We start from the raw sequence: 22323 nt of genomic DNA on the forward strand, positions 1-22323 counted from the left end.
ACCTGTTACCGGGAATAAATGAAAAATAGCGCGAACGGACACTAACGGGTCCAACCTTCCTGTGCGCAGGGGATTCTAGCAGAGCACTCCCATCAAAATCAGCAAATTTGCCGTATTTCTGGTAGATTTGGCCCCCGATAACGCAACATGAGGAGCTTCGGCTATGCCGTCATTCGATATTGTCTCTGAAGTCAAAATGAACGAGGTGTTGAACGCAGTCGACAACGCCAATCGTGAACTGGCCACCCGTTTCGATTTTCGTGGGGTAGAAGCCAGCTTCGAGTTGAACAAAGAAGAGGTAAAGCTGGAAGCCGATGCCGATTTCCAGCTCAAGCAGATGGTCGAAATCCTGCGCGGTGCCCTGCTCAAGCGCAACATCGAAAACAGCTCCATGGAAGTGGGTGACTCCGTTCACTCCGGCAAACGCTTCCACCTGACCGTCAAGTTCAAACAGGGGATCGAGAAAGAGATCGCCAAGAAGCTGGTCAAGCTGATCAAGGACTCCAAGATCAAGGTACAGGTCGCCATCCAGGGTGATGAAGTACGTGTCACCGGCAAGAAGCGTGACGATCTGCAAGAGACCATGGCACTGGTCCGTGGCGCCGACCTGGGCCAACCGATGCAGTTTCAGAATTTCCGCGACTGATGATGGGAGAGAAGGGCTCTCCCTTCTCCTCTTCTTTAATCGTCCGAGCATAAAAAAACCGGAGCAAATGCTCCGGTTTTTTGTTCCCCAAGTTTTATTAGAACTTGTAGGTAACAGAGAAGTAGTGGCTGAAGCCGGTGCTCTTCCACGGGGTACCGTCGTAGGCTTTGGAGCCATCTTTGGTACCGTAGGCATCCATGAAATACTTCAGGCCATAACCAACCGCGTAGCGATCGGAGTGCCAGTAGATACCGTGGAAGGTGGCCAGGTTGTCGCTGGTACGGTCAGCACGGTCATGGGTATCCAGGCCGAATTGATAATCCAGATAACCCTGGTAGGAGACAAAGCTGCCATTGCCGAAGGTATAGAAAGGCTTGAACCAGTTCATGGAGAACTGATAACCGTTCCACTCACCTTCTTCTTCGGTGAAGAACTGGTTCTCGGTGGCGTGACGTGCATACAGGTTCATGCCAACCTTGCCAAACCAGGGAACCATCACATCGGCACCCAGACCCAGCTGGTTTTCCATCTGCTTGTCACCAACGTTGTTCAGGTTGGCAATGTAAAGCTCTTGCACAGGACCAAAGGAGAGATCTTTACCTGTCAGCGCATCCAGAGACATACGCGGTGCAAACTTCATGAACAGGTTCTGACCATGGTGTTTATTGCTGTGACGGGAGTCGAAAATATCGAATACGTCGACGTAACCGTACAGGTCAAACAGGCCGGAGCGACCACCGAACTCCATCTCAAAATAGGTATCGTTGTAGTCCTCTTCACCGGTAGTGAAAGGGCGCTGGTCGATGGTGTGCATGACGTTGAACTGCATCCACTTGTAGTCATTCTTGTGGATATCACCGCTGTAGTCAGCAGCAAAGGCTGGAGTTGCGGCAGCAGCCAGCAGACCGGTAGCGATCAGAGTCTTGGTAAATTTGGCCATTTTATTGGTCTCTTGTGCGTTAGTTGAGGTTTTCCGTAGCCTGCCCACAAGGAGCGAGAGGAATTCTAATCAAATAAAATTGGGGGTGAAACAACTTCTCGGGAACTTTATCCGGAAGTGTGAATCTAATCACCCCCGATTCTACGCAAACGCTTGCTATTTGTCAGCAACTGAGAACAACTCACCCCCTTTACGGGCGACCAGCACAATCAACAACAACACGGGCAAGCCCAACAAACTGGTGCCGACAAAGAAGGCGCTGTAGCCAATCTGCTCCACCACCTGCCCCGAAAAACCGGCCAACAACTTGGGCAGCAGCAACATCACCGAGCTGAACAGGGCGTATTGCGTCGCTGAAAACGCCACATTGGTCAGGCTGGAGAGATAGGTCACAAAAGCTGCGGTGGCGATGCCGGCGCTGAGGTTATCGAGCGAAATGATCAGGGTCAGCAGCTCCAGGTTGTGACCAACCTGATGGAGCAGGGCAAACAGCAGATTGGTGCTGGCGGTGAGCAGCGCCCCGAGAAACAGGATCCGCAGCGTGCCAAAGCGCATCACCAGCACGCCCCCCAGTGCCGCCCCCACCAGCGTCATGATAACGCCAAACACCTTGGTGATAGTGGCGACTTCGGTCTTGCTGAACTGCATATCCACATAGAAGCTGTTGGACATCACCCCCATCACCACATCCGCAATCCGGTAACAGGCGATAAGCAACAGGATAAGCAGCGCCGAGCGACCATAACGGCGAAAGAAGTCGGCAAACGGACTCCAGACCGCCTCATAACCCCAGGCTCCGGCACTTGCCAAGGGGGCGGGCCACCCCTTTTCCTGCAGCAGTGCCTTGCGCTCTGCCTGTTGTCTGCCCTGACCGGCCAGATCGATATCAGGTTCATGGCAGAACAGCGTGGTAATCACCCCGAGTGACATCAGACCGGCCATCACCAGATAGGTGATCTGCCAGCCACGATAGTCATAGCCGCTGTTGCTGCCAAACCAGGCTGCCAGCGCCAATGCGCCGGCACCGGCGATGATCATCGCCAACCGGTAGCCAGTCATGTAGGAGGCCGCCATCGCAGCCTGCAGTCGCTCGGGCGCGGATTCGATGCGATAGGCGTCGATCACGATATCCTGAGTCGCCGAGGCAAAGGCCACCAGCAGGGCGAACAAGGCCAAATGAGTCAACCCGCTCTTGGGATCACAAAGTGCCATACCGACCAGCGCACCAGCGATCAGCAGTTGGGAGAAGAGCATCCAGCTACGACGACGCCCCAGCAGTCTCGAAAGCAGTGGTAATGGCATGCGATCCACCAGCGGAGACCACATCCATTTAAAGCCGTAGGCCAGCGCCACCCAGCTCATGTAACCGATATCGGTCAGGCTGACATCGGCCTCGCGCAACCAGAATGAGAGGGTGCCAAATACCAGCAACAGCGGCAGACCCGATGAAAAGCCCATGGCAAAGAGAATGAGTACTCGGGCTTCGAGATAAACAGCGAGCGATTCCCGCCAACTCGGTGTGCGGATCATATTCAACTACCTGACGACTTTGGAAAAGTGCGTCATTTTGGCAGGTTGATGGCAGATAGCCAAGGCAAGCAAAGAGATAGGCAAAAGAAGCCCGGATAGAGAAAAGGCCCATCCCGAACGGGATGAGCCTTGCATGGTGGCGCGACGGGATCACGGTGACATACCGCATCCGGCGATGGGTTACTTGCCGGCTTTCTTGTCCGCCGGGGTTTCCGCCAGCAACACTACCTTCTTCAGGATGACAGGGCTGGTCGGCACATCGTTGGCACGCAAAATGGGGCTGTAACCGGTCTGTACCTGAGCCAGTTTGTCCAGCACCTCCATCCCCTGAACCACCTGACCGAACACGGTATAACCCGCAGAGCCACCGGCGTTGAGGTTATTGTTGTCGACCAGATTGAAGTAGAACTGGCGAGTAGCGCTGTCGACCGCCTGGGTGCGAGCCATGGCGATGGAGCCACGCTTGTTGGGCAGACCGCCACGCGACTCGTTGACCACCGGCTCATAAGTTGGCAGTTGCTGGAACTGCTGGTTATACCCCCCCCCCTGCACCACAAAATCCTGGATCACCCGGTGGAAGATGCTGCCGTCATAGCTGCCATCAGCCACGTAGCGCAAAAAGTTTTTCACCGTCTGGGGCGCCTGCTTGGACGCCAGCTCCACCACGATATTGCCGTGGTTGGTCTCCATTCTCACTTTCGGTCCCGCGAACGCCAGCGGGGCGATCAACATGGCCAGCAACCAGAGTTTTTTCATCATCAGACACCTGCGCCGTTCGGTTGACCTTTAAGGTAACCGCGCAGCGCCTCATCGGCCATGATCTGCTGCAGCACGCTACCCAGTTGCAGGTTCAGTGTAGACTCGAGATCGGCCATGCTTGGCTCGCTCGGGCTCTCCTTGCTGGAAGACATGTTGAACTGCTTGGTCAGACGGTTGCCCTGGAAATCGGCGATCACCTGCAGACTGACGCGGGACTTGGTGACATAGGTAAAGGTCTTCTCTTCCACATTGACTGCGGCGTTGGAGATCACCAGCGTCAGGTTGGTGGTGCCACTGTTGCCCACTTCGAGACCCTGACTACGCAGTCCTTCAGCCAGCCGTTCGGCCATCAGCAGATTGAGCGGACGCTCGCTGTTGACCAGCACGGGGGCTTTCTCTTTATGTTTGATGGAGAAGACGTAGGCAGCCTCACGCTTGTCTACCCCTTCCATGGTGATGCGATTGCCAGAGTAGTATTGCTGGTTGGCGGGGATCACCTGCGGATTGAGCAGCGCTGTCTCCGGCCAATGAGTGGCACACCCGCCCAGCATCAGGGCGGCCAGCAGCAAGAGTGACTTTTTCATCATGGTTTCCTTTGGCTTTAGCGTTTGATGGCTTTCAAAATAACGAATTTGCTGTTCGACGCAACGACTTGTGCGTTGGCAAACAAGCGCTTGAGTTTGTTGTGATAGTCCAGATGACGGTTGCCTACTATCCAGAGTTCACCCCCCTGAGGCAACACCCGGTGCGCATCGCTGAACATCTGCCAGGCGATATGATCGGTGATCGCCTGTAACTGATGGAAAGGAGGGTTGCAGAGGATCCGATCCGCCGAACCTACCGCCACCCCGTCGAGACAGTTATTGACCATAAAGCGGGCACGCGGCAGTGCATCGGGCAGATTGTGCTCGACGTTGAGCTGTGCCGAGGCGACCGCCATATAGGATTCATCGATAAAGGTCACCTCCACCTCGCTATCTTTGGCGAGCAGCGACAGACCCAAAACCCCGTTGCCACAGCCCAGATCGATCACCTTGCGGGCACTGTGGATGGGCAGGTTGTCCAGCATAAAGCGGGCACCGATATCGAGACTGGTGCGCGAGAAGACGTTGGCATGGTTGTGGATGAGCATGCCACTCCCCTCCAACGGCCAGACAGTCGGGAAGGGGTTGGCCAGCGCGGGGCGTTCTGCCTGCGGCTCGCAGTGAATGAGACGCGCCTTCTTCCAGGCCAACGAGGTACGGGTAGGCCCCAGATACTTCTCGAACAACTTGAGGGTGGAGGTATGAATATCCTTCGCCTTGCCGGCAGCGATAACGCGGGTTGCCGGTGTCACCACCTCCCGCAGCGCCAGCAGTTGCTGCTCCAGCAGTGCCTGATATTTGGAGACCTTGATCACCACCAGCGCAGGAGCATCGGGCAGCGGTGCCAGCGCATCCTGCAAGGTAATCCCGCTCGTATCCAGCCCATTTTCGGCCAAATTGGCCATGGTAGCCCGCTCACTGATGTAGGAGTCGGTGACACAGCAGGGGGAGTGCGGATGCAGATAGGCGGCAAGCGTGCCAAAACCGTCATTCATGATGATGACGTGGCCCGCCTGCTCGAGGGGGGACTCCGCCAGAGTGTTGATCAGATATTCGTCAGCCGCATCCCAGGCTTGCAGTGTCTCCTGACTCTGGCGCGGATAGCGGTAGAGCGTGAGCTGGCAATGGGGAGTGTCGAGAAGGGTTTGCATAGGAAGAGTCCAACCTCGGCTTGATTCATGGATACAGGCGCCAGGGGCGACGCAAAGTGGCGCTATTCTAGCGAGGAGCAGGAATTTCACCAGTTCGGAGCGTGCTAATGAACGGATAGCAGGCGATTTTCCTTTTGCGGGGGCTTATTCCACACCTAGACAGCCGATAGAATGGCCCGACATTCACTCTGGAAGCTGATCCTATGACCATCCAACAACTGATTGAAGCCAAGCTGACGGCAGCCCTCTCCCCCACTCTGCTGGAAGTGATCAACGAGAGCCACATGCACCGAGTGGAGCCGGGCTCTGAGAGCCACTTCAAGGTGGTGATCGTCAGCGAACAGTTTGCGGGTCAGCGCCTTCTCTCTCGCCATCGTCAGGTCAACGCCATCCTGGCCGATGAACTGGCCGGCGCTGTCCATGCACTTGCACTGCATACCTACACGGCAAGCGAGTGGCAGGAGAAGGGTAAGGCACCACGCACACCAGCTTGTGTTGGCAACCCCTCGCACTCCTGAACGGCTAGCTGTCACCCATTGCTCTGACCCACCACCCTATGGGTGACAAACAAACAAAAATTAAACAAAAAGCCGCCAGCCTGCTGATCCTGACAACCATAAATAGGTATTTAATTCAGTTTTCCCTGGCGGCTTAGTCACAGCCTTACACAAACATACCCCCATGGGGGTATTAAAATAAAAAAACCTTTAAAACCACAGCTTACAAGGAATTCAGGGGTTATTCATTGCAGGTTAATTTTGTGATGACGCAGGGATTTTGCCTATTTGGCATGGCAGAAAATGGGCCTTAAGTGGTAGACTCAAGCGCTTTTGAGTGACCTCGCATGTTGAATAATTGCTGAGCCTGACCACCCGGCGCAGCCACAACAGCGACTCATTCAACCACCCGTCGTGATGTATTTCTCGGCGCTAACCAACCTCTCTTCCCGTAACGGTAGTGCAATTAAGTATGATTACAATCAAAAGAGGACTGGACATCCCCGTGCTGGGTGCGCCAGAGCAAGTAATCTACGATGGCCCCGCCATCACCCGTGTTGCTACACTGGGCGAGGAGTTCGTGGGGATGCGACCTACTATGTTCGTCAAAGTAGGTGATCGCGTCATCAAAGGTCAGGAGCTCTTCGAAGACAAGAAGAATCCCGGCGTTAAATTCACGGCCCCCGCCACCGGCGTAGTTTCAGAGATCAACCGTGGAGCCAAACGTGTGCTCCAGTCTGTGGTCATCGACCTCGACGGCTCCGATGAACAGGTGACCTTCGAGCATTTTGCCTCTTCCGAGCTGGTCAAGCTCGAGCGCAGCAAGGTGCAAGAGATCCTGGTTGCATCAGGTCAGTGGATAGCACTGCGCACTCGCCCGTTCAGCAAAGTCCCTGCGGTTGGCTCAGCCCCGCGCGCCATCTTTGTGACCGCGATGGACACCAACCCGCTGGCTGCCGATGCCGAGCTGATTATCAAGGAACAGCCGCAGGCCTTCCTCGATGGTCTGGCCGTATTGACCCGCCTGACCGACGGCACCGTCTATGTCTGTAAAGGCGAAGGCAGTCTGCCTCACTCCTCTTTGGCTCAGGTCAAGGAAGAGATCTTCGTCGGTCCGCACCCTGCCGGTCTGCCGGGTACCCATATCCACTTCCTGGATCCGGTCAGCAGCACCAAGGTGCAGTGGCACATCAACTATCAGGATGTGATCGCATTCGGCAAGCTGTTCACCACCGGTCAGATCTGCACCGACAAGGTGATCGCCCTGGCCGGCCCGAATGTGCTCAAGCCGCGTCTGCTGCGTACCCGTCTGGGGGCCTGCATCAGCCAACTCACCAACAATGAGCTGCGTGCCGATGAAAACCGCGTCATCTCCGGTTCCCTGCTGAGCGGCGCCAAGGCTGAGGGTGTTCACGACTATCTGGGTCGTTACCACAATCAGGTCTGTGCACTGGGCGAGGGTCGCGAGAAAGAGTTCCTGGGCTGGATCAACCCCAGTGCCAACAAGTTCTCCATCACCCGCACCACCCTCTCTCACCTGATGAAGGGTCGCCTTATCAACTTCACCACCACTACCAACGGTAGTGACCGTTCCATGGTGCCTATCGGCAACTATGAACGGGTGATGCCACTCGACATCCTGCCCACCCTGCTGCTGCGGGACATGGTCTCCGGCGATACCGACGGTGCGCAAGCACTGGGTTGCCTGGAGCTGGATGAGGAAGATTTGGCCCTCTGTACTTTCGTTTGCCCCGGCAAGACCGAGTACGGCCCGATCTTGCGTGAGTGCCTGACCAAGATTGAACTGGAAGGTTAAGCGATGAGTTTCAAGCAACTTCTTGAAAATATGGAACATCACTTCGAACCGGGTGGAAAGTACGCCAAGTACTACGCCCTGTTCGAAGCGGCGTATACCCTGTTCTATACCCCGGGTAGCGTTACCCGCAATGCCGCCCACGTCCGTGATGCGCTCGATCTGAAGCGCATGATGATCATGGTGTGGCTGGCCGTGTTCCCGGCCATGTTCTGGGGCATGTACAACGTTGGCAACCAGGCCATCGCCGCCATTGCCCACATGGGCTCGGCAGCCGGTGCCAGCAGCTGGCAATATGCCCTGGCCACCATGCTGGGTGCCTCCCTCGATCCGTCTGTTGCCGGTATCGGCAGCAAGATGCTGATTGGCGCCACCCACTTCTTCCCGATCTACATCACCGTCTTCTTTGTCGGTGGTTTCTGGGAAGTGCTGTTTGCCATGGTGCGCAAGCACGAGATCAACGAAGGCTTCTTCGTGACCTCCATCCTGTTTGCCCTGATCGTGCCGCCCGAGCTGCCCTTGTGGCAAGCTGCGCTGGGCATCACCTTCGGTGTGGTAATGGCCAAGGAAGTGTTCGGTGGTACCGGCAAAAACTTCCTGAACCCTGCGCTGGCAGGTCGTGCCTTCCTGTTCTTCGCCTACCCAGGCCAAATCTCCGGTGACGCAGTCTGGGTTGCCGTTGATGGCTACTCCGGTGCAACCGCGCTGAGCCAGTGGGCTCAGGGCGGCCAGATGGCGCTGATCAACGGTGCCACCGGTCAGGCTATCAGCTGGATGGACGCTTTCCTTGGCAACCTGCCGGGTTCCATCGGTGAAGTCTCCACCCTGATGATCCTGCTGGGTGCGGCCATGATCGTCTATATGCGCATCGCCTCCTGGCGCATCATCGCCGGCGTGATGGTCGGTATGATCGCCACTTCCCTGCTGTTCAACGTCATCGGTTCCGATACCAACCCCATGTTCAACATGCCGTGGCACTGGCATCTGGTACTGGGTGGCTTCGCCTTCGGTATGGCCTTCATGGCGACCGACCCTGTCTCCGCCGCCTTTACCAACAAGGGCAAGTGGTGGTACGGCGCCCTGATCGGCGTGATGGTCGTGCTGGTTCGCGTGGTCAACCCTGCGTTCCCGGAAGGCATGATGCTGGCCATTCTGTTTGCAAACCTGTTTGCTCCCCTGTTTGACCACTTCGTCGCTCAGGCAAACATCAAGCGGAGGATTGCTCGTGGCGTTTAATAAAGACTCAACCTTCGGCACCATCAGCGTGGTCACCGGCCTCTGTCTGGCCTGTTCCATCGTGGTATCCGTTGCTGCCGTTGGCCTGCGTTCTACCCAAGAGGAGAACAAGGCGCTGGATAAACAGAGCAATATTCTCTCCGTAGCCGGCGTGGACATCAGCGATGTAGCCAAGCGCGATCTGGCCAAGCTGTATGGCGACAAGATCGAAGCCCGTCTGGTGGATCTCGCCACCGGTAACTTTGTTGACGGCGATGCCGACAACTTCGATACCAAACAGGCGGCCAAAGATCCGGCGCAAAACATCCGTCTGGCTGCTGCCGAGGACAAGGCTGGCCTGCGCCAGATCTCCAAGCTGGTTCCGGTGTTCTTCGCCAAGGATGCCGATGGCAAGATCGACAACATCATCCTGCCCATCTACGGTCAGGGTCTGTGGTCTACCATGTATGCCTTCGTCGCGGTTGCCGCTGATGGCCAGACTATCAAGGGCATCACCTACTATGACCACGGTGAAACCCCTGGTCTGGGCGGTGAAATCGAAAATCCAGCCTGGCGCGAGCTGTTTGTCGGCAAGAAGCTGTTCGATCAGGATGGCATGCCGGCGCTGCGCGTCATCAAGGGTCACGCTCCGGCGAGCTCCGAGCACGAGATCGACGGTCTCTCCGGCGCCACCCTGACCGGTAACGGTGTACAGCATACCTTTGACTTCTGGATGGGTCCCAAGGGCTTCGGTCCTTTCCTGGCCAAGGTTCGTGCAGGAGAAATCAACAATGGCTGACAAGAGCGAAATGAAAAAGTTGCTGTTGACTCCAGTGCTGGGCAACAACCCCATCGCCTTGCAGGTGCTGGGTGTCTGTTCCGCACTGGCGGTTACCAGCCAGATGAAGACAGCGTTTGTAATGACCCTTGCGGTCATGGCGGTCACCGCCTTCTCAAACCTGTTCATCTCCCTGATCCGCAACCAGATCCCGAACAGCGTGCGGATCATTGCCCAGATGGCGATCATCGCCTCGCTGGTTATCGTGGTTGACCAGGTGCTCAAGGCGTATGCCTATGACATCTCCAAGCAGCTGTCAGTCTTCGTCGGTCTGATCATCACCAACTGTATCGTGATGGGCCGCGCCGAAGCGTACGCCATGAAGAGCGCGCCGCTCCCCTCCTTCCTGGATGGTATCGGTAATGGTCTGGGCTATGGCGCCATTCTGCTGAGTGTCGCGACCGTGCGTGAACTGCTGGGCTCCGGCACCTGGTTTGGCATCGAGCTGCTGCCGCTGGTGAACAACGGTGGCTGGTATGTACCCAACGGCCTCCTGCTGCTGCCGCCGAGTGCATTCTTCATCATTGGTCTGATCATCTGGGGCGTGCGCACCAAGGATCCCAAGCAGGTGGAGGCGAAGGATTAAGGTATGGAACACTATCTGAGTCTGTTGATTAAATCGATCTTCATCGAAAACCTGGCACTCTCCTTCTTCCTGGGGATGTGTACCTTCCTGGCGGTATCCAAGAAGGTCAAGACCTCCATGGGTCTGGGTATTGCCGTTATCGTGGTGCAAACCATCGCCGTACCGGTCAACAACCTGATCTACAACTATGTGCTGAAGGCCGGAGCTCTCTCCCCTGACCTGGATCTGAGCTTCCTGAGCTTCATCACCTTTATCGGGGTGATCGCAGCGCTGGTACAGATCCTGGAGATGGCGCTGGACAAGTACTTCCCGGCTCTCTACAACGCGCTGGGCATCTTCCTGCCGCTCATCACCGTGAACTGCGCCATCTTCGGTGGCGTTTCCTTCATGGTGCAGCGTGACTACACCTTCGTGGAGTCTGTGGTCTACGGCGTGGGCTCAGGGGCAGGCTGGATGCTGGCGATCGTTGCGCTGGCGGGTATCCGCGAGAAGATGAAGTACTCCGATGTTCCGGAAGGCCTGCGTGGTCTGGGCATCACCTTCATCACCGCCGGTCTGATGGCGCTGGGCTTCATGTCCTTCTCTGGTATCTCCCTGTAATCGGCTTTCCTGCAATCAGAAAGGAACGATAGATGGAAATTATTTTGGGTGTGGTCATGTTTACCGTGATCCTGCTGGCACTGGTGGCAGTCATTCTGTTCGCCAAGTCCAAGCTGGTGACCGCGGGCGACGTGACAATCAGCATCAATGGTGACCCGGCCAAGGCTGTGACCAGCCCGGCCGGTGGCAAGCTGCTCGGCGTACTCGCCGGCAACGGTATCTTCGTCTCTTCCGCCTGTGGCGGCGGTGGCTCCTGCGGCCAGTGCAAGGTACGGGTGAAATCCGGTGGCGGCGACATCCTGCCGACCGAACTGGATCACATCAGCAAGGGTGAAGCCCGTCACGGCGAGCGTCTGGCCTGCCAGGTCACCGTGCGTGGCGACATGGACATCGAACTGCCGGAAGAGATCTTCGGGGTGAAGAAGTGGGAATGTACTGTTATCTCCAACGATAACAAAGCCACCTTCATCAAGGAGCTCAAGCTGCAGATCCCCGATGGCGAGAGCGTACCGTTCCGCGCCGGTGGTTATATCCAGATCGAAGCGCCGGCTCACCATGTGTACTACAAGAACTTCGATATTCCCGAGGAGTATCGCGGTGACTGGGATCGCTTCAAGATTTTTGAGCTGGAGTCCAAGGTCGATGAGCCGATCATCCGTGCCTACTCCATGGCAAACTATCCGGAAGAGTTCGGCATCATCATGCTGAACGTGCGTATCGCGACCCCGCCCCCGAGCAACTGGACTGCCCCTCCGGGACAGATGTCCTCCTACATCTTCAGCCTGAAGGCTGGCGACAAGGTGACTATCTCCGGTCCGTTCGGTGAGTTCTTCGCCAAGGATACCGATGCCGAAATGGTATTCATCGGTGGTGGTGCAGGTATGGCGCCGATGCGTTCCCATATCTTCGACCAGCTGCGTCGCCTGAAGTCCAAGCGCAAGATGAGCTTCTGGTACGGTGCCCGTTCCAAACGCGAGATGTTCTATGTCGAAGACTTCGACATGCTGGCGGCCGAGAACGAGAACTTCACCTGGAACGTAGCCCTGTCCGATCCGCAACCGGAAGACAACTGGGATGGCTACACCGGCTTCATCCACAACGTGCTCTACGAGAACTATCTCAAGAACCACGAAGCGCCGGAAGATTGCGAGTTCTACATGTGTGGACCTCCCGTGATGAACGCAGCCGTCATCAACATGCTCAAAGATCTGGGCGTTGAGGACGAAAACATCCTGCTGGATGACTTTGGTGGTTAATCCATGAACAGCGTTGTAAAGACCTGGCTAGCCTTCGGGCTAGCCTTTTTCTTGACAGGGTGCGGTCAGGAAAGCACGGTCCAGTCGAAACCGGAGATCCATATCACCGGCAGCACCATGGGCACTTACTACTCCATCAAGGTGGCGGACAACGTCATCAGCGATGCAGCCAAGTTTCAGGCCGAGGTCGATGTACTGCTGGAGCGAGTCAACGATCAGATGTCCACCTATCGCCCCGATTCCGAACTGTCGCGCTTCAATCAGCACCACAGTTCGACACCGGTAGTGGTATCGCGGGACACCGCGCGGGTCATTACAGAAGCCATTCATATTGGCCGTGAGAGCCAGGGGGCGCTGGACGTCACCGTCGGCCCCTTGGTCAATCTGTGGGGCTTCGGTCCGGACAAACGGCCGACCAAGATGCCATCAGAGGAGCTGATCACCCAGACCCGTCAGAAGACCGGCCTGGGCAACCTGCACGTCATCACTTCGGTCGATGCCGACACCCTGCAAAAGGACATCCCGGATCTTTACGTTGATCTCTCCGCCATTGCCAAGGGCTTTGGTGTGGACAAGGTGGCCGAGTATCTGGAGTCTCTGGGTGCGCGCAACTATCTGGTGGAGATCGGCGGCGAGCTGCGGATCAATGGCGTCAACGGCAAGGGACACCCCTGGCGCGTTGCCATCGAAAAGCCGACAGCCAATGCCGGTTCGGTGCAGGAGGTGATCGTTCCGGGTGACAACGGAGTGGCCACTTCGGGCGAATATCGCAACTACTATGAGATGGATGGCCAGCGCTTCTCCCACACCATAGATCCACGCACCGGCAAGCCAATCCAGCACCGCATGGTGTCGGTCACCGTGATCCACCCCTCCTGCATGACCGCAGACGGGCTGGCGACCGTATTCATGGTAATGGGACCGGAGAAGAGCCTGGCCTATGCCAAAGAGCGCGGCCTGGCGATCTTCGTGATCACCAAGACGGACAACGGCTTTGAAGAGGCCTACTCCGATGCGTTCAAACAGTATCTGGTCAGGAAATAGGGAGGATAGATGCAGGTTTTTCTGATCACCTTCGGGGTATTCATGCTGGTGATAGCCGCCATGGCTATCGGCTATATCTTCCAGAAAAAATCCATCTCCGGCTCCTGTGGCGGTCTGGGGAGCGTTGGCATCGAGAAAGAGTGCGACTGCCCCGAGCCCTGCGACAATCGCAAGAAGAAGATGGCCAAGGAAGAGGCCCGTCGCAAGATGCTGGAAGAGAACCGCATCATCTGATGACTCTGATTGTTCGATAAACAAAAGCGCGCCATCGGCGCGCTTTTTACTGGGCGTTATCTTGCGTTAACGGTCAGGTTGACGTTCGATATAGAGGATCACCTCGCCAAGATGGATACCGAACTTGCTGATCTCGGCACGATTGATCAGACGATCTTCGTCCAGCAGATACATCCAGTCATCGAAGCTCACCCGCACTACCTCGCCATCCGGCAGCGCCAGATCAAGCTGATAACGCCAGTTGAGGGCAAACCCTTGGCTTTTACCCATCGCCTCCCCCACCACATCGGAAGCAGTACCTCGCCAGTGACCGTCAACCCCCTTGCTCAGATACCAGGTACGGGTCTGCTGGCGGCCATCATCAAAGTAGAACTGCTCGAACAGCTCTCCCTTGCCATCCTTCCAACGACCCACCATCTCGACCCGAAAGCGACTGGTCACTTCGCCGCTGCGGTCGGTTACCAGGCCGTGAGCCACTAATTTACCGTTGAAGAAACGGGCGAGATCCCAGTTTGGCCCCTGCCCCCGATAGTCATCGAGACTGGCACCACAGCCGCTCAGCAGCAAAAAAGGGAGCAACAGCAACCAGCGGTATGCACGATAGAAAAACATTGGAAACTCCATGTTCAGGGTTGGCCACGCAGGCGGCGGGTCAGGGCAGGATCGCGGCTGTTGTCAGCCAGCCAGATGGCGAGAAAAGCGGCCGAGAATTGCGGATCGGCCAGAGTGCCGAGGGGCTTCTCCTGCCACCAGAAGTGGCCTGTCCCACCCTTGTCGACATAGAAGGTAAGCCGGTCACCCGCCTGGATATCGGGCCAGAGTGCGGCGAGCTGGCCTAGCCAGCGCTGACGGTCGGCGTCAGAGCCAAGACCGAGTCGCTGCCACTCGGCGGCGGTGGCGCTCAGCAGATCTTGCCGCTCGATGGATCTGGCATAGGTGAGGGTCAGTGCCTGTGGATAGTGACCGGGCTGATAGCGCCCGCTCGCACTGTAGAGGGTGGCATCGTAGAGCTTGAACCAGAGCCAGTTCATCTCCCCCTGCCCGACCGGGCGCAGCTGCTGCCAGGGTGCGGCAGAAGCCTGCACCGCGGTTGCAGCAAAGAGCGTAAACGCCAGCAGCAGCGGGTTAATTCCACCCCATATGCCAGTGGTTGGGGTCTTCCAGTTCATGCCAATCCATCTCCTGTTCCTGCAGGGTGTTGATATCCTGCATCACCACCTGCACCAGCTGCCCCTGCGCATCCCGCTGGCAGGCAACCACCAGATAGAAGCGATCAGTCAGCTCATGCTGGCTCTCTTTGGTCCACTTGGAAAAAAGCAACGAGTCGGTCGAAAAGGTGTTTGTCATGACTCACCCTCCAGCTTGACCATTACCCACAGGAGTACGGGTAACCACCACATCCAGATCACAGCCAGCTGCGCCGAACTGATCCAGATGCCCCAGGGTAAGTGTACTGCCCCCATGGCGGCCCCCGCCACATAGGAGGAGGCACCACCAAATACGCCAAACAGTGCCTGCTGCCAGCGAGGCAAGCGCAGCAGCCAGCGCATACCGTGGGCCAGCGTCAGGGCAAAACCGAGCCAGAGCAGCACCAGCCAGAGGGGAAAACCGGACGGGAAACGGAACAGGCCGAGCTGCCAGAGCAGGGCATCCAGCAGACAGCCAGCAACCGCGATGGGGAGCAGCCGCCAGTCACGCAGGCGGCTGGGTGAGAAAATAAAGTGCAGCAGCAACATTGCCAGCAGCGGGCCCGGCTGCTGCCACTTCACCGCCAGCAACCAGTAGAGGTTGAACCCCAGCAGATGAGCCCACTGCCACATGGTCAGTGACCGCTTACTGGCACATCACCCGACCAGCCAGCGGGCCCCGGCTTGGCGGCCTCCAGCTGCACCAGACTGATGGTGCGCTCCCAGAATCCCCCCTCGCAATAGGCGAAGTAGAAGTGCCACAGCCGGATGAAATCCTGGCTGTAACCGAGCTTGGGCAGCTCGGGCGCCAGCGCCAGAAAGCGATCGCACCAGTGAGCCAGGGTGCGAGCATAGTGATGGCCGTGATCGTGCAGCCGCACCAGCTGCATATCGGTCTCCCGTGCCAGCAACCCCGCCATCTGGGAGACGCTCGGCAGGCAGCCACCGGGGAAGATGTAGCGCTGGATGAAATCAACCCCGCGCAGATACTGGGCATGACGCTGATCGGCGATGGTAATGGCCTGAATGAGCAGGCGGCCACCCGGCTTGAGCAACCGTGACAACTGGCGGAAATAGTCGGGCAGGAAGGCGTGGCCCACCGCCTCGATCATCTCGATGGAGACCAGCTTGTCATAGGTGCCCTCCAGCTTGCGGTAATCCTCCAGCAGCAAGGTGATGCGATCCCCCAGCCCCTCCCGCGCAATCCACTCCTTGGCGTAGTCATGCTGGGCCCGGGAGATAGTCGTGGTGGTCACCCGGCAGCCATAGTGGCGGGCGGCATAGACGGCGAGGCCGCCCCAGCCGGTGCCGATCTCCAGCAGATGATCGTCAGGGCCCAGCTCCAACCGCTCGCAGATGGTACGCAGCTTGGCCTGCTGCCCCTCTTCCAGAGTGGCGTCGGCGCTCGGGTAGATGGCGCTCGAGTACTGCATATGGCTGTCGAGAAACCCCTGATAGAGGGTATTGCCGAGATCGTAGTGGGCGGCAATGTTGGAGCGCGAGCCGGTCAGGGTATTGCGATTAAGCCAGTGGCGCACCTTATTGAACGGGAAACTGAGCCAGCCGAGGCGCCGCTCAAGGGAGTCGAGCAGGGTCAGGTTGCGGGCCAGCAGCCGCACCAGCGCCACCGGATCCGGGCTGGTCCAGAGCCCCTCCACCCAGGTTTCCCCAGCGGCGATGCTGCCTCCCAGCAACAAGCGACGATAGAAGGCCGGATCCTGCACCACCAGTTCGGCATGCAGATCGGTGCCCGCCACGCCAAAGCTGTGGCGCTCACCGCCATCCCGCAGCAGCAGCTGGCCATGTTCAAGGCGTCCCAGCAGATTGAGCAGCAGTTGCCTTGCCCCCTTGTCGATGAAAGAGGCAGAGAGGGTTGATTGAGCAAGTTCCATTAGCGGCTCTCCGGATGGGTAAAAATCGGGGTTCGTTTGATAAAAAGACGCAGGGCCTGCCAGTAGATCCCGAGCAGTACCTTCATGGTCATCCAGGGCCAGCGGGCCAGCAGGGCCACCAGCCCCTTGCGCGACAAGGGTTCGCGAGTGAGCGCCAGGGTTGCGTCAAACAGCTTGGCTTCACCGGATACGGGATGACTCTCGATATGGATCAGTGTCTCCTGCGCGGGCGGCCTGATCCGCCAGTGATAACGCATCGCCAGCCCCATAAAGGGGGAGACGTGAAAATCCTTATCATGGGGCGCCAGCGCCGCCAGATCCAGCAGGTAGTAGTGACGCTCGTTCCAGGGGGTGTTCGACACCTCCGCCAGCAGATAGCGCGCCTCGCCCTGCCGGTAGCAGAAGTAGAAGTTGACCGGACTGAAGTAGAAGCCCAGACAACGCACATTGCCGAGCAGCAGCACCCGCCCCTCGGGGTCGGCATCGCCCCCCAGTTCGCTCACCTTCTGCCACACCGCCTGCTTGAGGCTTCCCTCACTGCCCTTGAGATAATCATGGCGGTGAAACGAGAGCAGCCCCGAGCGCTCCACACCGAACCAGCGCCCCTGATCGAGCTGCGGCAGTTCGTCGAGATCCAGTCCCAGCATAAAGAGGCTGTAGGAGAAGGCGTGGGCCCAAGGTGCGAAACGGCGGTGGCGCACCGAACCCTGCCAGATGGCGCTAGTGACACCGGCCAGTTCGCCAGCGCCCTCATGTTCGGTGGCCACGGTGGCGCCGTTCATAGCTCGGCACCGAAGCGCCTGGCGACATCCAGCGCGCTGCGCACCCCATCCTCGTGGAAGCCGTTGTACCAGTAGGCGCCACAGAAATGGGTGTGCTGCTGGCCGCAGATCTCCGCGCGCCGCTGCTGAGCGGCGATGGAGGCCTGATTGAACACCGGATGGTGGTAGACGAAGCGGCGCAGTACCTTGCTCTCATCCACCTTGCCCTTGGGGTTGAGGCTGACGCAGAAGGGCTCCGGCGAGTTCACCCCCTGCAGGATGTTCATGTTGTAGCTCACCAGCGGCCGCGCCTCGTCATTGCCATCGAGCTGATAGTTCCAGCTGGCCCATGCCTTGCGGCGGGTGGGCAGGCAGCGAGCATCGGTATGGAGCCAGACATCGTTGGCCTGATAGGGCATGTCGCCGAGGATGGCCTGCTCCCGCTCGCCGGGATCCGCCAGCAGCGCCAGCGCCTGATCGCTGTGGCAGGCGAAGATCACCTCGTCAAACCGCTCCTCGCCGTAACTGCTCTGGATCACAACGCCATCCGCGTCCCGCCGTACGCTCTTCACCGGACAGGCGAGTCGGATCTGCGACTGCCAACCCGCGGTAAGGGGGCCGATATATTCCCGCGAGCCACCCGGGATCACGTACCACTGGGGGCGATTGGCCACATCCAGCAGGCCGTGGTTGGCAAAAAAGCGCAGGAAGAAGCCAAGGGGAAAGGCGCGCATATCGGCCAGGGTCGATGACCAGATCGCCGCCCCCATCGGCAAGATGTAGTGGCGGGCGAAGTAGTCGCTAAACTCCCCCGCCAGCAAAAAATCCCCCAGCGTCAGCTCGGGGCCAGCCCCCTGATGCTGACCATCCGCCAGCCAGGCCCGCGCCTCCCGGTTGAACCGCAAGATCTCGGCGACAAAGCCATAGAAGCGCGGACTCAGCAGATTGCTGCGCTGGGCAAACAGGGTATCGAGATTGTGGCCGTTGTACTCCAGCCCCTCCGGGCTCTTTACCGAGAAGCTCATCTCGGCCGGTTGGCGCGCCATGCCAATCCGCGCCAGCAACTTCAAGAAGTTGGGGTAGGTACGATCGTTGAAGACGATAAAGCCGGTGTCGATGGCATAGCTGCGGCCAGCCTGATTCACATCGACGGTGGCGGTGTGACCGCCCAGGGTCGGCGCCGCTTCGAACAGGGTGATGTCATGGAGTTTGTGGAGCAGAAAACCGGCGGTGAGCCCCGAGATCCCTGAACCGACGATGGCGATCTTTTTCTTCATGAATGGCTTCCTTTCGATACGAGTGCGCGGCCAAGGCGCAGCCAGAGCCCCACCGGCAGCGCACCAAGCAGGCGCAGCAACCAGATGAAACGGCGGGGAAAGTGGATCTGGTGACGACCAGCGGTCAGCCCGTCCATGATGGCGCGGGAGGCCTGCTCCACCGTCACCAGACAGGGCATGGGAAAATCATTTTTGGCGGTGAGCGGCGTCTGGACAAAGCCGGGGCGGATCAGGGTCACCCCGATCCCTTTGCTGGCCAAATCGAGGCGCAAGGTATCCGCCAGATAGTCGAGGGCCGCCTTGGAGGCGCCATAGGCCTCGGCTCGTGGCAGCGGCAGCCAGCTCACCGACGAACTGACGATGGCCAGCCGTGACCCAGCCCCTAGCAACGGCAAGAAGGCGGCCAGCGCATGGCCGGTAGCGGTCAGATTGGTGTCGATGACACGGGCAAACAGCTCGCTGTCAAACCCCTCGCCGACATCCATGTACTCGCAGTTGCCTGCGTTGAGGATTAGCAGATCGAGGGATGGCAGCGTAGCGGCTATCCCGCTCATTGCGGCCAGATCACGGGCATCGAACTGCAGCGGAGTGACGCCATCCAGCCCCAGCGCCTGCAGCCGTTCACCATCGCGGCCACAACCCCACACCTGCCAGCCGGCGCGCCGGTAATCCAGCGCCAACTGGCGACCTATGCCGGAGGTCGCGCCTGTGATAAGCACCCGGCCGCTCATGCGCCAAGCCTCATCTTGATGGTGCGAACCACTGGCCCGAGCAACGGCAACTGCTCGTAGAGCATGGCGCCCAGGTCAAAATAGTCCCTGTGCTGGCACACCTTGCCCGCCTCGTCGAATTCGAGGCGGGTGGCCCCCTCCACCGTCACCGGCTCACCACCACGCAATCTGGGGTGAGAGAAGGTCATGGTCCAGCCGAGCCAGGCCTGTGGCCCTTGCTGCTGCTGACTGGTGATGACGAAACGGCAGTAGGCGAGACGCTGATAGAGGGCGGCAAAATAGTCGCCAAGGGCCGCCAGCCCCTCGATACGGTGAGCCGGATCGATAAAGACCACCTGTTCGGCATAGACCTCGGGCAAGCGATGCAACTGCTGTTTGTCCAGTTGCTGATAGAGGCCAATAAAGCGGGCCAGCGGCTCGTTCATCCTATTTCTCCAGAGAGCGAAACATCTCGATGGCTCTCACCCGGGCAACGGCGTGATCCACCATGGGTGCCGGATAATCCTGTCGCCCCTTGAGTCGCAGCCAGTCGTGGGGCTGATGCACATAAGCGGCAGGAATATCGGCCAGTTCAGTTACCCAAGTACGGATAAACTCCCCTTGTGGATCAAATCGTTGCCCCTGAGTGGTGGGGTTGAAGACCCGAAAGTAGGGGGCCGCATCGGCACCGGTGCCTGCAGCCCACTGCCAGCCGCCATTGTTGGCTGCCAGATCCCCGTCGATGAGTCGACTCATGAAGTAATCCTCCCCGAGCCGCCAGTGGATATGGAGATCCTTGGTGAGAAAGCTCGCCACTATCATTCGCAGCCGGTTGTGCATCCAGCCGGTGGCGTTGAGACAACGCATCGCCGCATCGACGATGGGGTAGCCGGTGCGCCCCTCGCACCAGGCGGCGAAGGCATCCGGATCCCAGCTCCACGGCAAGGCCGCCGTCTCGGGCTTGAAGGGGCGATTCATCGAAAGAGTCGGGATCAGCACCAGCAGGTGGCGATAGAACTCGCGCCAGATAAGTTCGTTTAGCCAGACAAAGCCGGGCTGAGCCTTGGACTGGGGCCGATAGCCGAGCCGCTGCTGGAGCGCCGCCACACACTGGCGCGGGCTGATGATGCCCGCCGCCAGATAGGGGGAGAGCACAGAGGTGCCCGCGATGGCAGGAAAATCGCGGGTCTCGCCATAGTCGAGCACCGCCTGCTCCAGAAAAATGTTCAAACGACGCTGAGCTTCCGCCTCCCCCACTGGCCAGCGGGGATCCGCCGTCAGCTCGCCGAGCGCCTCATCAACCCACGCACGTTCGGCCAGCGGCTGCCACGGCAACGACTCGCCACGGGGCGCTGGGGCGCGATGAATGACAAACCCCTCTTCATCGAGGGCCTTGAGCCAGGCACAGCTGAAGGGGGTGAACACCTTGAACATCTCACCCGAGCCGGTCAGCACCCGCCCCGGCGGCAATACGCAACAGCCGTTGAACCAGTGACAGCTCACCGCCTGATCAGCCAGCGCGGCGCTGACGGCATGGTCGCGACGCTGCTCATCGATCTCGATAGCCTGATTGGCATAGAGCTGGGTCACACCCTGCTCGCGGCAGAGGTTTGCCAACGCAGCGGGCACCTCGGCAAAGGTCTCCACTCGCAGCAGATGGAGCGGGATGCCGAGCGCCGCCAGCTCGCGGCCCAACTCATCCACCTGCGCCAACATAAAGCGCTGACGGATGGGGGCCATTTTGTGCTGCCGCCACTGGGTAGGAGAGATGATAAAGAGCGCGGCGACCGGTCCATCACCGGCGCAGGCATGCCGCAGCGCCGGGTTGTCGGCAAGGCGCAGATCGTTGCGAAACCAGACCAGTTTCATGATTTTTTCCTCCCGCGTCCGCTGGCGCCAGCCGCAGCAGGTGCGTTCGCCATCAGCTCGGCAAGGCTCGCCTGCCAGCCGTGTGCTTTCAACCACTCATCGTCGTAGAGACGACCCAGTTCGCCAAACAGGCGCGTGCCTGCGGGCCACTCGGCGGCCAGCTCCTGTTTGCCAAGCCCTGCCCCCAGCAATACCAGCCAGGGGGTAACGGCACGCCCCTCCAGCAAGCTGGCATGGCGCGGCTCGACCGCCCCCAGCAGTTGCACCTCATAACCCTGACCGATCAACTCGTAGGCGGCCCAGACCAGATCGAGGGGGCCGACTTGCCCCCAACTCGCCAGCGTGATCGGCACGCCCTTCTCCTGCTCGATCAGGTGGCGGGCGAAGCGGGTATGGAGCCAGCCCAGCCACACCTGTTGCAGCAACTCGCCATCGGGCCGCTCGCGCCACAGCCCCAGCAGCCGCTCCACAAGCGGTTGCAGTACCCGGCTGCGCACCAGCTCGAACGGGTAGCTCGCCAGCAGATCGTTGAGCTCAGCCTCCGCCTTGCGCTGGTTGAAGGCGAGCAACGCCTGACTGAACTGCTCCAGGGTCTGCTGCCAGTGATCGCTCACCGGATCGGAATGGGGTTCGCTCAGGAGCCCCTTCACCTGCCCGATACTCACTCCCCGCTCCAGCCAGCTCAGGATCTCGCCGATTTGGAGGATATCCTGCTCGCTGTAGAGGCGGTGGCCCTTTTCGGTGCGGGCCGGTTGCACCAGACCGTAGCGGCGCTGCCAGGCACGCAGGGTCACGGCGTTGACGCCGGTGAGACGGGAGACCTCGCGAATGGGGTAGATCCCCTCATCAGCGAGAGGAGCAACTTCTTGCGATAAATCAGACATGACAACGTCCATCAAACAGAGGGGTAAAGCACCCCGGCGCAAACCATGCG

At 58.9% G+C, this 22323-nt stretch carries 26 protein-coding genes; 10 read left to right on the plus strand and 16 right to left on the minus strand.

All coding sequences use genetic code 11. The features are described from left to right. Nucleotides 1-163 precede the first annotated feature (163 nt). Nucleotides 164-646, plus strand: a complete 483-nt coding sequence (locus G5229_RS16980) for a YajQ family cyclic di-GMP-binding protein (protein WP_216951900.1) — start codon at nt 164-166, stop codon at nt 644-646. A gap of 97 nt (nt 647-743) precedes the next feature. Here G5229_RS16980 and G5229_RS16985 read toward each other — a convergent pair whose 3' ends face one another. The 5 genes from G5229_RS16985 to G5229_RS17005 form a co-directional block, all read right to left on the minus strand. Beyond that, nucleotides 744-1586 carry an outer membrane protein OmpK gene (locus G5229_RS16985; protein ID WP_216951901.1) on the minus strand — a complete coding sequence of 281 codons (843 nt, stop codon included), beginning with the start codon at nt 1584-1586 and terminating at the stop codon, nt 744-746. A gap of 156 nt (nt 1587-1742) precedes the next feature. Beyond that, on the minus strand, nt 1743-3122 hold the full coding sequence (locus tag G5229_RS16990) for an AmpG family muropeptide MFS transporter (protein ID WP_421205914.1): 1380 nt from the start codon (nt 3120-3122) through the stop codon (nt 1743-1745). Between the two features lie 174 nt (nt 3123-3296). Beyond that, nucleotides 3297-3872: a peptidylprolyl isomerase gene (locus tag G5229_RS16995; protein WP_216954445.1), complete on the minus strand. Its 576-nt coding sequence runs from the start codon at nt 3870-3872 to the stop codon at nt 3297-3299. Nucleotides 3873-3874: 2 nt separating this feature from the next. After that, the gene (locus G5229_RS17000) at nt 3875-4459 is read right to left on the minus strand and encodes a YajG family lipoprotein (protein WP_047435490.1); all 585 of its coding nucleotides are present in this window, start codon (nt 4457-4459) and stop codon (nt 3875-3877) included. A gap of 17 nt (nt 4460-4476) precedes the next feature. Next, nucleotides 4477-5610, minus strand: a complete 1134-nt coding sequence (locus G5229_RS17005) for a methyltransferase (protein WP_421209759.1) — start codon at nt 5608-5610, stop codon at nt 4477-4479. Nucleotides 5611-5813: 203 nt separating this feature from the next. Here G5229_RS17005 and G5229_RS17010 point away from each other — a divergent pair, with 203 nt between their 5' ends. The 9 genes from G5229_RS17010 to nqrM all read left to right on the plus strand — a co-directional run bounded on the left by G5229_RS17010 (nt 5814) and on the right by nqrM (nt 13693). Beyond that, nucleotides 5814-6128: a BolA family protein gene (locus G5229_RS17010; protein ID WP_227341207.1), complete on the plus strand. Its 315-nt coding sequence runs from the start codon at nt 5814-5816 to the stop codon at nt 6126-6128. A 451-nt stretch (nt 6129-6579) separates the two neighbouring features. Continuing rightward, nucleotides 6580-7923, plus strand: a complete 1344-nt coding sequence (locus G5229_RS17015) for a Na(+)-translocating NADH-quinone reductase subunit A (protein WP_421209761.1) — start codon at nt 6580-6582, stop codon at nt 7921-7923. A gap of 3 nt (nt 7924-7926) precedes the next feature. Beyond that, a complete protein-coding gene (locus tag G5229_RS17020; RefSeq protein WP_216951905.1) occupies nt 7927-9156 on the plus strand; it encodes an NADH:ubiquinone reductase (Na(+)-transporting) subunit B in 1230 nt (409 codons plus the stop codon). Beyond that, nucleotides 9146-9934, plus strand: a complete 789-nt coding sequence (locus tag G5229_RS17025; RefSeq protein WP_421209763.1) for a Na(+)-translocating NADH-quinone reductase subunit C — start codon at nt 9146-9148, stop codon at nt 9932-9934. The genes G5229_RS17020 and G5229_RS17025 overlap by 11 nt, the downstream gene beginning before the upstream one ends. Beyond that, on the plus strand, nt 9927-10559 hold the full coding sequence (locus G5229_RS17030) for an NADH:ubiquinone reductase (Na(+)-transporting) subunit D (protein WP_033114212.1): 633 nt from the start codon (nt 9927-9929) through the stop codon (nt 10557-10559). The genes G5229_RS17025 and G5229_RS17030 overlap by 8 nt, the downstream gene beginning before the upstream one ends. A gap of 3 nt (nt 10560-10562) precedes the next feature. After that, nucleotides 10563-11159, plus strand: a complete 597-nt coding sequence (gene nqrE, locus G5229_RS17035; RefSeq protein ID WP_227341212.1) for an NADH:ubiquinone reductase (Na(+)-transporting) subunit E — start codon at nt 10563-10565, stop codon at nt 11157-11159. 32 nt (nt 11160-11191) lie between these two features. Then, complete coding sequence (nqrF, locus tag G5229_RS17040; protein ID WP_216951907.1) at nt 11192-12415, plus strand: NADH:ubiquinone reductase (Na(+)-transporting) subunit F; 1224 nt, start codon at nt 11192-11194, stop codon at nt 12413-12415. 3 nt (nt 12416-12418) lie between these two features. After that, nucleotides 12419-13459 (plus strand): FAD:protein FMN transferase, encoded by a 1041-nt coding sequence (locus G5229_RS17045; protein ID WP_216951908.1) that lies wholly within the window; start codon nt 12419-12421, stop codon nt 13457-13459. Between the two features lie 9 nt (nt 13460-13468). Beyond that, complete coding sequence (gene nqrM, locus G5229_RS17050) at nt 13469-13693, plus strand: (Na+)-NQR maturation NqrM (RefSeq protein WP_216951909.1); 225 nt, start codon at nt 13469-13471, stop codon at nt 13691-13693. A gap of 66 nt (nt 13694-13759) precedes the next feature. Here the strand turns inward: nqrM and G5229_RS17055 are convergent, their stop codons facing one another. From G5229_RS17055 to G5229_RS17105, 11 genes are read right to left on the minus strand one after another with little or no spacing between them, the layout of a single operon-like run. Further along, entirely contained in the window at nt 13760-14305 is a 546-nt protein-coding gene (locus G5229_RS17055; RefSeq protein ID WP_216951910.1) for a DUF3833 domain-containing protein, read from the minus strand. A gap of 14 nt (nt 14306-14319) precedes the next feature. Then, nucleotides 14320-14862, minus strand: coding sequence for a chalcone isomerase family protein (locus G5229_RS17060; RefSeq protein ID WP_216951911.1), 543 nt, complete (start codon nt 14860-14862; stop codon nt 14320-14322). Beyond that, nucleotides 14819-15040 carry a TIGR02450 family Trp-rich protein gene (locus G5229_RS17065; RefSeq protein ID WP_005338671.1) on the minus strand — a complete coding sequence of 74 codons (222 nt, stop codon included), beginning with the start codon at nt 15038-15040 and terminating at the stop codon, nt 14819-14821. Before G5229_RS17065 ends, G5229_RS17060 begins: the two co-directional genes overlap by 44 nt. Next, nucleotides 15037-15513 carry a DUF2878 domain-containing protein gene (locus tag G5229_RS17070; RefSeq protein ID WP_064338593.1) on the minus strand — a complete coding sequence of 159 codons (477 nt, stop codon included), beginning with the start codon at nt 15511-15513 and terminating at the stop codon, nt 15037-15039. Before G5229_RS17070 ends, G5229_RS17065 begins: the two co-directional genes overlap by 4 nt. Before the next feature lie 2 nt (nt 15514-15515). Beyond that, a complete protein-coding gene (locus G5229_RS17075; protein WP_335841662.1) occupies nt 15516-16772 on the minus strand; it encodes a cyclopropane-fatty-acyl-phospholipid synthase family protein in 1257 nt (418 codons plus the stop codon). Then, nucleotides 16772-17554: a DUF1365 domain-containing protein gene (locus tag G5229_RS17080; RefSeq protein WP_421209765.1), complete on the minus strand. Its 783-nt coding sequence runs from the start codon at nt 17552-17554 to the stop codon at nt 16772-16774. The genes G5229_RS17075 and G5229_RS17080 overlap by 1 nt, the downstream gene beginning before the upstream one ends. Next, nucleotides 17551-18810, minus strand: coding sequence for an NAD(P)/FAD-dependent oxidoreductase (locus G5229_RS17085; protein ID WP_421209767.1), 1260 nt, complete (start codon nt 18808-18810; stop codon nt 17551-17553). Before G5229_RS17085 ends, G5229_RS17080 begins: the two co-directional genes overlap by 4 nt. After that, nucleotides 18807-19541 (minus strand): SDR family NAD(P)-dependent oxidoreductase, encoded by a 735-nt coding sequence (locus G5229_RS17090; protein ID WP_201945729.1) that lies wholly within the window; start codon nt 19539-19541, stop codon nt 18807-18809. The genes G5229_RS17085 and G5229_RS17090 overlap by 4 nt, the downstream gene beginning before the upstream one ends. Next, entirely contained in the window at nt 19538-19966 is a 429-nt protein-coding gene (locus G5229_RS17095; protein ID WP_139410959.1) for a nuclear transport factor 2 family protein, read from the minus strand. The genes G5229_RS17090 and G5229_RS17095 overlap by 4 nt, the downstream gene beginning before the upstream one ends. A gap of 1 nt (nt 19967) precedes the next feature. After that, a complete protein-coding gene (gene phrB, locus G5229_RS17100) occupies nt 19968-21389 on the minus strand; it encodes a deoxyribodipyrimidine photo-lyase (RefSeq protein ID WP_421209769.1) in 1422 nt (473 codons plus the stop codon). Continuing rightward, entirely contained in the window at nt 21386-22273 is an 888-nt protein-coding gene (locus G5229_RS17105) for a MerR family transcriptional regulator (protein WP_216951917.1), read from the minus strand. The genes phrB and G5229_RS17105 overlap by 4 nt, the downstream gene beginning before the upstream one ends. Between the last annotated feature and the right edge of the window lie 50 nt (nt 22274-22323).

The sequence above is a fragment of the Aeromonas sp. 602396 genome (genome assembly GCF_049173735.1).
Classification (GTDB): Bacteria; Pseudomonadota; Gammaproteobacteria; order Enterobacterales; family Aeromonadaceae; genus Aeromonas; species Aeromonas veronii_A.

Coding starts and splice junctions, on each gene's coding strand:
- nqrM (WP_216951909.1), top strand. CDS start 13,469: ATGCAGGTTTTTCTGATCACCTTCGGGGTATTCATGCTGGTGATAGCC.
- G5229_RS17000 (WP_047435490.1), bottom strand. CDS start 4,459: ATGAAAAAGTCACTCTTGCTGCTGGCCGCCCTGATGCTGGGCGGGTGT.
- G5229_RS17090 (WP_201945729.1), bottom strand. CDS start 19,541: ATGAGCGGCCGGGTGCTTATCACAGGCGCGACCTCCGGCATAGGTCGC.
- G5229_RS16985 (WP_216951901.1), bottom strand. CDS start 1,586: ATGGCCAAATTTACCAAGACTCTGATCGCTACCGGTCTGCTGGCTGCT.
- G5229_RS17105 (WP_216951917.1), bottom strand. CDS start 22,273: ATGTCTGATTTATCGCAAGAAGTTGCTCCTCTCGCTGATGAGGGGATC.
- nqrE (WP_227341212.1), top strand. CDS start 10,563: ATGGAACACTATCTGAGTCTGTTGATTAAATCGATCTTCATCGAAAAC.
- G5229_RS17005 (WP_421209759.1), bottom strand. CDS start 5,610: ATGCAAACCCTTCTCGACACTCCCCATTGCCAGCTCACGCTCTACCGC.
- G5229_RS17095 (WP_139410959.1), bottom strand. CDS start 19,966: ATGAACGAGCCGCTGGCCCGCTTTATTGGCCTCTATCAGCAACTGGAC.
- G5229_RS16980 (WP_216951900.1), top strand. CDS start 164: ATGCCGTCATTCGATATTGTCTCTGAAGTCAAAATGAACGAGGTGTTG.
- G5229_RS17060 (WP_216951911.1), bottom strand. CDS start 14,862: ATGAACTGGAAGACCCCAACCACTGGCATATGGGGTGGAATTAACCCG.
- G5229_RS17075 (WP_335841662.1), bottom strand. CDS start 16,772: ATGGAACTTGCTCAATCAACCCTCTCTGCCTCTTTCATCGACAAGGGG.
- G5229_RS17015 (WP_421209761.1), top strand. CDS start 6,580: ATGATTACAATCAAAAGAGGACTGGACATCCCCGTGCTGGGTGCGCCA.
- G5229_RS17045 (WP_216951908.1), top strand. CDS start 12,419: ATGAACAGCGTTGTAAAGACCTGGCTAGCCTTCGGGCTAGCCTTTTTC.
- G5229_RS17055 (WP_216951910.1), bottom strand. CDS start 14,305: ATGTTTTTCTATCGTGCATACCGCTGGTTGCTGTTGCTCCCTTTTTTG.
- G5229_RS17010 (WP_227341207.1), top strand. CDS start 5,814: ATGACCATCCAACAACTGATTGAAGCCAAGCTGACGGCAGCCCTCTCC.
- phrB (WP_421209769.1), bottom strand. CDS start 21,389: ATGAAACTGGTCTGGTTTCGCAACGATCTGCGCCTTGCCGACAACCCG.
- G5229_RS17020 (WP_216951905.1), top strand. CDS start 7,927: ATGAGTTTCAAGCAACTTCTTGAAAATATGGAACATCACTTCGAACCG.
- G5229_RS17030 (WP_033114212.1), top strand. CDS start 9,927: ATGGCTGACAAGAGCGAAATGAAAAAGTTGCTGTTGACTCCAGTGCTG.
- G5229_RS16995 (WP_216954445.1), bottom strand. CDS start 3,872: ATGAAAAAACTCTGGTTGCTGGCCATGTTGATCGCCCCGCTGGCGTTC.
- G5229_RS17080 (WP_421209765.1), bottom strand. CDS start 17,554: ATGAACGGCGCCACCGTGGCCACCGAACATGAGGGCGCTGGCGAACTG.
- G5229_RS17070 (WP_064338593.1), bottom strand. CDS start 15,513: ATGTGGCAGTGGGCTCATCTGCTGGGGTTCAACCTCTACTGGTTGCTG.
- G5229_RS17065 (WP_005338671.1), bottom strand. CDS start 15,040: ATGACAAACACCTTTTCGACCGACTCGTTGCTTTTTTCCAAGTGGACC.
- G5229_RS17085 (WP_421209767.1), bottom strand. CDS start 18,810: ATGAAGAAAAAGATCGCCATCGTCGGTTCAGGGATCTCGGGGCTCACC.
- nqrF (WP_216951907.1), top strand. CDS start 11,192: ATGGAAATTATTTTGGGTGTGGTCATGTTTACCGTGATCCTGCTGGCA.